Here is a 7995-nt window from a genome sequence, read left to right on the forward strand (position 1 = left end):
CGGCGTCGAGGTCGGCTGCGACCGCGGCGAGCCAGGACGCGACGAATCGTGTCGGGGCCTGCCCGCTGGCGGTGGCCGGGACCGACCCGTAGGAGCCGTGCTCGGCGGCGACGTTGCGCAGCGTCGTCATCGCCACCAGATCGAAGGCGTCCCGGTTGGCCTCGATCTCGTTCGCCACGACCTGGAACGCCTGGCGCACGAGCCGCTGCGAGGTCGCCGGCGGAACCAGCTCGGGCAGCACACCGACCGTCTTGGCGGCGAGCACCCCGAACGCTGCGGCGGGGTTGGCCAGCCCGACCGCCGCGACCGCCGCGATCGTCTCCGGGGTGAGCACCTTCTTGGCGACCGTGACTGCGGCGTTGAGGCCGATCAGACCGACCTTCAGCAACGCCGCGGTCACGTCCTGCCCGGTCGGGGGTGTGGCCCGCGGATCGGAGGCTTCGGCCAGCCGCTGCGAGATGGTCTTCTTCGGCTGGATCGACACCGCCTCGAGGGCGTTCTTCGGAGCCGCAATGTCCTCGTTGACCACGTCGACGGCGGTGGTGAACGCCGTCGAGGCCAGTGCCCGGCCGACCGTGGCGACGGCGACGAACGGATCACCGCCGACCTCGACCTGCCCGGCGACGTTGACCACCGCCCGCACGATCGGCGCGTTCGCCGGGGCGTCGCACGCCAGATCACCGGTCTGGCACCAGGACGACACCCGACCCGACAAGCTGCCGTAGTCCTTGGTCAGATCGGCGACGGGGCCGATGCCGCCGCCTTCCGGGGCGGTGAACGCCACCGACGACAGCGCCTTCACCGTCTCGCCCGTGGTGTCGGGAACCGGCGACGGGGAGCTCTGCGAGGTGCCGGGGAACAACCCCGATCCGGCGCTGCGGGTCGGCGCGCCGAACAGCGCACCGGCCGCGACCACGCCGGCCGGAACGACCCCGGTGCCCTTGCCGACCGACCGCAGGAAGTTCGAGGCGGCATGAGCGCCCTGGGAGTAGCCGACCACGGCGAGCTTGGCCGACGGACACTGCTCGAGCACCTTCTCCGCAGCCAGGGACAGGTTCTCCTCCCCCGCGGTGACGGACTTGATGTACGACCGGCTACCCCCGGGGGTCAGGCCCCCGAACGATCCCGGATACGGCACGTAGGCGCGATCGACGCTCGCGCCCAGCTCACGGGCCTGATCGAGCATCGGTCCCATGATGTTCGACAGCATCCCGGTGTCGACCTTCACCGGCGCATCCGGTGAGGACTCCGTGGTGCCCTGCATCCCCAGGACGTACAGATCCGGGCACCCATCGATCAGCCCGTCGAGCCAATTCGTCTGCGCGTGCACCGGGACCAGACCACCCACACCAGCCAGAACCGCAGCCGTGGTGACGACGGTGGCCACAGTCCGCGTACCCCAACCCTTCATCTCTCTCCCTCCCGAACAGCCGTTTCCCAACGCCAGCAGTCATTCCTGTTTGTTCCGAGAAGGGAATGGGGACAGCCAGATACGGCGCAAAGCGACCTTCGGAGAGAGCGGTTGCTTCGACTCCGGAGTATGGGTCCGTTGTCGTTGGGGTGCCAGGCAAGGTTCCGGGTTGACGGATCCCGGATCGGTCGCCTTCGCTTGGATCTCTTCAGCCGTTGCGGCGGGCACTCGACGCACCGGCTGTGCGGACTCGTGTGCGTGGAGGGGCTCACGTGAGAGACCCATTCGCCGACAAGATTGACGCTGCACAGGAACCTATGCAGCCTTTGCTGGTACTGAGCACGACGTCGCTGTTCACGATCCGGGAGTGCGATCAAGACTTGGCTGCCCTCGGGATTCGGGTTGAGCGGGGCCGCTGACCCCAGGTCGACGGAGCAGCGACGACCTGAGGTCAGCGGGTGCAGTGGACGCGGCGCGAGGGGTCGCCGGCCACAGTTCGGAAGCGGGTACGACCGATCGCACCCTTCATTGAGTGTTGGGCGCAGGTGTTCGGCACTCGGTGGTACGCGCAAGTTGATTCCCCGGGGTTCCGTAGCTGGCTCTGGGTAGAGCTCCGCCAATCGCGTCAGTGCTACGTCCGAAGCCGACCACGACAGACCTCGGGAAACCCCCGGAAGGGGCGCGAGCGGATCGTAAGCAAGAGCGGCGCGTTCGCGCAACACGGCGGGCCCTCCCCCTCCTCGGCGCAGCACCTTCAGTGCGGGTCCTGGAATTGACCCGTAGATTAGCACCTCAGAATTTTAAACACTAGCGCTACGAGGGAACGAGAAGGGGCGAGACAATGGGCGGCGACAGGAGGATCCAGGGCAGGGAGTGGAGTTGGCTCGAAGCGGCATGCACGGCTTCAGTGGCGCTCGCCTGCGCAGATACCGCCAAGCGCTCGACATGACGATGGCTGACCTCGCTGATGCCGCGGAGGTCTCGGAAGCGACCGTCTCGGCTTGGGAGACCGGCCGGGCCGCCCCTACCCCGCCCTTGTTGAAGCGCGTGGCCGACGTCTTGCGCGTCACCGTCCCGGACCTTGCTCCGATCCAGGAAGGCCGGATGACGCTCAGCGATTTGCGCGCTCTGGCTGGCCTCACGCAGGCAGAAGCAGCCCGAGAGCTCGGCATTTCGGCCACCGTGCTCGGGCGTATCGAGAAGGGCCGCAAGGACTACGACAAGGATCGGGTGGCGAGCATGGCCAAGCTTTATGGGGTGAAGTTCTCGGTCGTTAAGGCAGTCTGGGAGCGCGACCGTGCGACACGCCAGGAGTACATCCGACGTCTGTAGATTTCATCACTAAAATAACTCCACACGCATGCCTCGATCAGTAAAGGGTCGATGTTGCACTGGATGACTTCTGTTGCGAACTGGGGGCGTGTCGCTCCCCTTCTTCCGAACCAACCTGGGACAAGATCAAGGGCGTTCGGAAGCAGTGACGAGGAAGGGCCGACACCATGCCTACGCCAAGCAAGGGGCCGCGCAAGGAAGTGAAAACCCGCGTTCCGGAAGATGTCCGCGAAGTGCTGGAAGTGATGGCAGCCAATTCCGGTGCCAGCTCACTCAGCCAGTACGTAGCGGACCTTCTCTCCAGCCTCGCCGGCCGTCCGGACCTTGTACGAGAAATCCACCAGGAAGTGATGCCGATGCCGCTCTCCGCATAGAAAAGTGCGGCGGGGTCCTCCGCCGCACCAGCACATAGCCGAAGCGGTTACTACAACTGAAATGCGAAAACCCCCGGCGGGCAGGCCGAGGGCTTTCGTCTGAAGTTGGCGAGAACGAGTTGGCGCTCGTTCTCGGTACCGCATATCCCCGAAGGGACTGTCTTGCCGGACAGGTCTCAGGGTACATCGCGCCCTGAATCAGAGCCAACGATCGCTGCGCGTGTCGCCACTTTCACCGGTGACACCGCACCGAATCGTCACCTTTTCGACGTGTGCACGCGCCGTTGGTCGCCGCGTGCCCGAGTGCGGATCGACCCGGATCGCACCCACACGTACGCCACCACGATGGCCATGCCTAGCCAGGCGCCCGGATTTCCGTGGGCGATCTACCTGGCCGGCGCGGACCATCGCTACCGCCTGCTGGCGTTCGACCTCGACAGCGGGCGCCACGGCCCCGAGATCGCCCGCGCCGATGCCGACCGGCTGGCCGCGCAGCTGGCGGAACTCGGTGTTCCGCACCTGCGCACCCGGTCCGGGCCCACCGGCGGGCAGCACCTCTGGCTGCGCCTCGCCGCCCCCGGCGCCGGCGCCGACGACGTGCGTCGCCTCGCCCACGCCCTGCGCCAGCACTACCCCAGCCTCGACACCGCCCCGTTGACGAACCCCGCCACCGGCGCCGTCCGCCCCCCCGGGGCCCCGCACCGCCGCGGCGGGCAGTCCCGACCGCACCTGCACGGCGCCGCCCTCGACGCGGCCCTCGCCCGCCTCGACACCGAAACCGCCCCGGAGGTGGTGGACTGGTTGCTCGCCCGGCACCCGCACTCCGCCCCAACTCCGCGCCGTCCCGCCGGGGCGGGGCGCATCGTCGATCCGACCTCCAATCCCCGCCTGGACCGGCCGCGCCGCCCGCTCACCGACACCACCCGGGCCCTGCTCGATGCTGCGCCGGCACCCGGAGCGGACCGCTCGGCGCTCGTGCACAGCATCTTTCTGGGCATGGCCCGCGCCGGCCACACCCTCGCCGACGCCCGGGCGGCCGCCGCGACGGCGCCGGGACTGGTCCGGCTGCGCGAGGACCGCGCCCGCGGCCGCGACGACACCGACCGGCAATGGCGCCGCGCCCTGGACACCGCAGCCGACTTCGCCCCCGCTCCCCCGACCACGCGGGCCCCGGTCGACGACGAACTCGACCGCATCGAGGCCGCCATCGGATCCGACCCCGCCCACTGGGCCCGCCCCGGCGGCGCCAGCGACGAACGCATCCTCTACGCCCTCCTCGCGCTCGCCCGCACCGCCCGCACCCGCGTCCTCGACATCGACTGCCGCCGACTCGCCCAGGCCGCCGCCGTCGACGCCTCCACCGTCTCCCGGCGCCTGCGGGTGCTGGCCCACGAATCCTGGGTGCGATGCGTGCGCACCGGCAGCGGAACCCGCGCCGCCACCTGGCAACTCGAACTCCCCGACCCGGTGGCATCGCTACCGGTTGCAACACAAGGAGAACCCGCCCCCGCTCCGGGGCATTCCTCTGCCCTACTGGACCACCACACGCACGATCTCTGGGCGAACCGGTTGGGGCTGGGTGGGGTGGCTGCTCGTATTCACTGGGCTGCGATTTCGGGAAAACTCGTTATTTCCGGAGCGGGCAGAAATCCGATTGAGGTGGCTGCCCTGACCGGGTACAGCCTCGCCACCGTGACGCGCACCCTGTCCACCCTCGCCCGCCTGGGCGTGCCTATCGAGGCGCGAGCCGATATTCCCGCTCTCCGGGAGCAGCTCGATCGCGCCGCCGACCGCGTCGGTGTCGTGGGTGTCGGGGCGCAGCGGGTCCGCCGCCACCTGCTCGATCGGGAGCTGCACCGGTGGTGGCTCGAAGAGCAGGACTGGCGCTGCCGCCGCGGCAAGAAGACCGGCGTACCCCGCACGGTCTCGCTGACCATCGCCCTGCCCATCGACGCTCCCGCTCGGCTGCGGTACGGCCGATTCCCGGTGACCGACACCGGCCGCGCCGACTATCGTGCGGCGCGAGCCGTGGTGACCCGGGTGTGCTCCCCTGGTTGGAATTCCACGACCAATCCAGATCGGCAGGGCGGGAAGGCGGCCTGACACACCCTGGTTCTCCAACCGGACCGAATCAGTATGAGTCGTCCACTCGGGCGATTTGAGCGAGGAGGAGCGCGGCGTGGGGCGGCCGATCCGGCAACTGGAACGGCCGCAACGTCACCGCGGCCTTGACCCAGTCACCATCTCCTGCATGCAGTCGCACCAGATCGCCGGCCTGGGGAACCTCACCGCTCTCGACTCTCCGAGCATTCGCTTGCAGACTCGGCAGATCCTCGGGATGGACGACGGGACCGGTGACATGCGCATACTGCCACTCCACCCACTCCGGAGCCCGGCCGATCCACATCGCGATAATGCCTCGCTGGGCCTCGAACAGCGCGACATGGACATCGGCACCTAACAATCCTTCACGCAGTCCGAGAGCAGCCAACGATGGCATTGACGGCGGATACACGTCGGACACGTCGTGATACAGCACCCGGACACCGGATCCGTCTTCCATGGGGCGTAAGACGACCTGCCACTGCATCGCATGGCCGTGGTCGTGCCGGACCGAGAACCACGTGCTCAGCACTCCCCCGGACCGCGGATTGAGCACCAGATCCAGGAATTCGGCCTCGTGCTCGAAGCAGATCGCGCGGTTGATGTAGTCGGCAGGGGTCGCGGTGGGAAGCCAATCTTCGAGCAACGTACCGGACATCGCCCCCGAATCCCACGTCTGATAGATCAACATTTCCTCGACCATCCAGGCCACACCTGAGGTCAGACGCCGCGTTCCCAGCTCCTCCCCCGGCTCTCCCACCCACAGATGGATGCCGTGCACATCGCCGAACGGGCCGATGATCGGCCAGGCATAGAACCGCCACGACTGCCGCATCTTCTTCGACGACAGCACCCGATCGAACGGTTTACGGACTTCCCGGACGTACTCCACGATCGGCTCCACCGGGATGTCCGGTGCGGGCGAGACCTTCCGGCGGAGCGAAGTCATCTCCTTCACTTCACCATCCGAGGCCACCAGCGTCGCAACACCCTCCACGAGCGTTTCGATCAAATGCCATGAACCCATCGAAGACCCCCCTCTGTCTCGACCTGATCTCGATGCGGGGAGGCAGTGTAGCGAAAACCGACTGTTCGACCGTTAAGCGGGATCGATGGTCACGCTCGGACGTGTAGCGCCAGGTGCAAGCGCTCGGGTCGGATCGTCAGCAACTCGGCCACCGACAGTTCATAGCCCGGCACGGGCTCGACCTCGAACCGGGTGAGGATCTCCGCCAGCGCCAGGACCGCCTCATGCAACGCGAACTGCCGGCCGATGCAGGCCCGAGCCCCTACCCCGAACGGTTTGTATGCGTGGGCCGGACGGGCCCGCACGGCTGCAGGCAGGAACCGGTCCGGGTCGAAGGTCTCGGTGTCCTCGCCCCACAGCGTCGGATCACGGTGCAACGCCAGCAACACCACCAGAACCGTCTGGCCCTTGCGCACCGGGTAGCCGGCCAGCGTCGTGTCCGTGCGGGCCTTGCGGAAGAACGCCGGGCCGGACGGCCACAGCCGCAGTGTCTCGTCGACGAGGCGGCGGACATAGCGCAGCTTCCCCACCTGCTCGAACCGGAGCGGGCCGTTGCCGTCGCGCACCTGGGCTATTTCCGCCCGTGCGCGCTCGGCCATCTCGGGATGCAGCGACAGGTAGTGCAGTGCGAACGACAGCAGGCCTGCCGTCGTTTCGTGCCCGGCCACCAGGAAGGTCAGCACCTGATTGCGGATGCTCTGATCCGACAGCAGCTCCCCGGTCTGCGGGTCCGGGTGCTCCAGCATCCGCTGCAGGAGGTCGTCCTGACGCGGTGACTGTCCGTGGCGGCGTGCCGCGACCACCTCGTCCACGGTACGCTGCATCAGCGCAATGTCCTTCGGATGCTGGCGCAGCGCCTTCCATCCGAAGATCTCGCGGACGATCGGCAGATCGTTCGCCGACTGCGACACGAACGACAGCGCCCGCGTCATCGACTCGACGAACGGATGCCGACCGGCGGAGAACGAGTCGAAGCTGTACCCGAAGCCGGTGCGACCGATGACCTCCAACGTCAGGCGATTCATGTCCGAGGAGACATCCACCGGACCCTGAATAGCCTGAGCGGCCCAGTAGCTGCAGAGCCCGTCGACGCACTCGAGCATCACCTCGTGATAGCTGCGCATCGAGGATTGGCTGAATGCCGGCATCAGCACGTTGTGCGCCTGCGCCCACGCCGGCTCACTGTTGAACGCGGTGAACAATCCGTCTCCGGCCAGCTCCCGCAGATTGCTCACCGGTGGGACGACCGCCTTGGCGAACCGGGACTCGTCGAACACCTCCGCGGCCGCGTCCCCGCCCCCGACGACAACCACCTTCTTGCCGGCGATGTCGATCTCGAACACATCCCCGAGCTCGCGTACGAACTGCGCCTCACGCTGTACCGGCCGCCGAGGATCGAGACGCAACACATCTCCCAGCAGGGGCAGCCGCCACGACGGATGCGGCATCGCTTCTCCATGCCCGGTCTCAGCTTCGACGCGGACATCATTTGAGGCTTGCTCCCCCGCAGAAGTCATGACCGGAGTCTGCCGCACCGCTGTGCCGATTGCAGAATCGGTCGGCTGGTATGACGGAGGAAGCGACGGCTACGGCCAAGTCGGGTGAGGGGGGTTCGTGGCGGTTCCACCCCGCTGAAGCATTGCTGCTGAACGAACGACGGCTCGCTCAGCGGAGGCGTCACGCTTTTACTGTTATAGCGCTACAACGTCGTTGCGCAATGCGCTGATTGGGCAGAGCCGCTATAGCGC

6 protein-coding genes are annotated in these 7995 nt (G+C 67.5%); 3 read left to right on the top strand and 3 right to left on the bottom strand.

All coding sequences use genetic code 11. The features are described 5' to 3' along the window. Nucleotides 1–1411, bottom strand: a 1411-nt coding sequence (locus OEY_RS29300) for a cutinase family protein (RefSeq protein ID WP_051009428.1), incomplete at its 3' end; no start/stop codon positions are given. 873 nt (nt 1412–2284) lie between these two features. Here OEY_RS29300 and OEY_RS0126400 point away from each other — a divergent pair. From OEY_RS0126400 to OEY_RS0126405, 3 genes are all read left to right on the top strand, one after another. Next, on the top strand, nt 2285–2743 hold the full coding sequence (locus OEY_RS0126400; RefSeq protein WP_010596734.1) for a helix-turn-helix domain-containing protein: 459 nt from the start codon (nt 2285–2287) through the stop codon (nt 2741–2743). 167 nt (nt 2744–2910) lie between these two features. Then, entirely contained in the window at nt 2911–3117 is a 207-nt protein-coding gene (locus OEY_RS30710; RefSeq protein ID WP_139311051.1) for a toxin-antitoxin system, read from the top strand. Between the two features lie 303 nt (nt 3118–3420). Continuing rightward, on the top strand, nt 3421–5220 hold the full coding sequence (locus OEY_RS0126405) for a hypothetical protein (protein ID WP_010596735.1): 1800 nt from the start codon (nt 3421–3423) through the stop codon (nt 5218–5220). Between the two features lie 28 nt (nt 5221–5248). Here OEY_RS0126405 and OEY_RS0126410 read toward each other — a convergent pair whose 3' ends face one another. Together OEY_RS0126410 and OEY_RS0126415 are read right to left on the bottom strand one after the other, a co-directional pair. After that, on the bottom strand, nt 5249–6247 hold the full coding sequence (locus tag OEY_RS0126410) for a GAF domain-containing protein (protein WP_161780465.1): 999 nt from the start codon (nt 6245–6247) through the stop codon (nt 5249–5251). Nucleotides 6248–6336: 89 nt separating this feature from the next. Continuing rightward, on the bottom strand, nt 6337–7695 hold the full coding sequence (locus tag OEY_RS0126415; RefSeq protein WP_010596737.1) for a cytochrome P450: 1359 nt from the start codon (nt 7693–7695) through the stop codon (nt 6337–6339). Between the last annotated feature and the right edge of the window lie 300 nt (nt 7696–7995).

Origin of the sequence: Rhodococcus sp. P14, from assembly GCF_000256505.1 — a bacterium.
GTDB classification, from domain to species: Bacteria; Actinomycetota; Actinomycetes; order Mycobacteriales; family Mycobacteriaceae; genus Rhodococcus; species Rhodococcus ruber.

Bases quoted from the DNA above. Each gene is read 5' to 3' on its own strand.
- OEY_RS30710 (WP_139311051.1), top strand. From the start codon at position 2,911: ATGCCTACGCCAAGCAAGGGGCCGCGCAAGGAAGTGAAAACCCGCGTT.
- OEY_RS0126410 (WP_161780465.1), bottom strand. From the start codon at position 6,247: ATGGGTTCATGGCATTTGATCGAAACGCTCGTGGAGGGTGTTGCGACG.
- OEY_RS0126415 (WP_010596737.1), bottom strand. From the start codon at position 7,695: ATGCCGCATCCGTCGTGGCGGCTGCCCCTGCTGGGAGATGTGTTGCGT.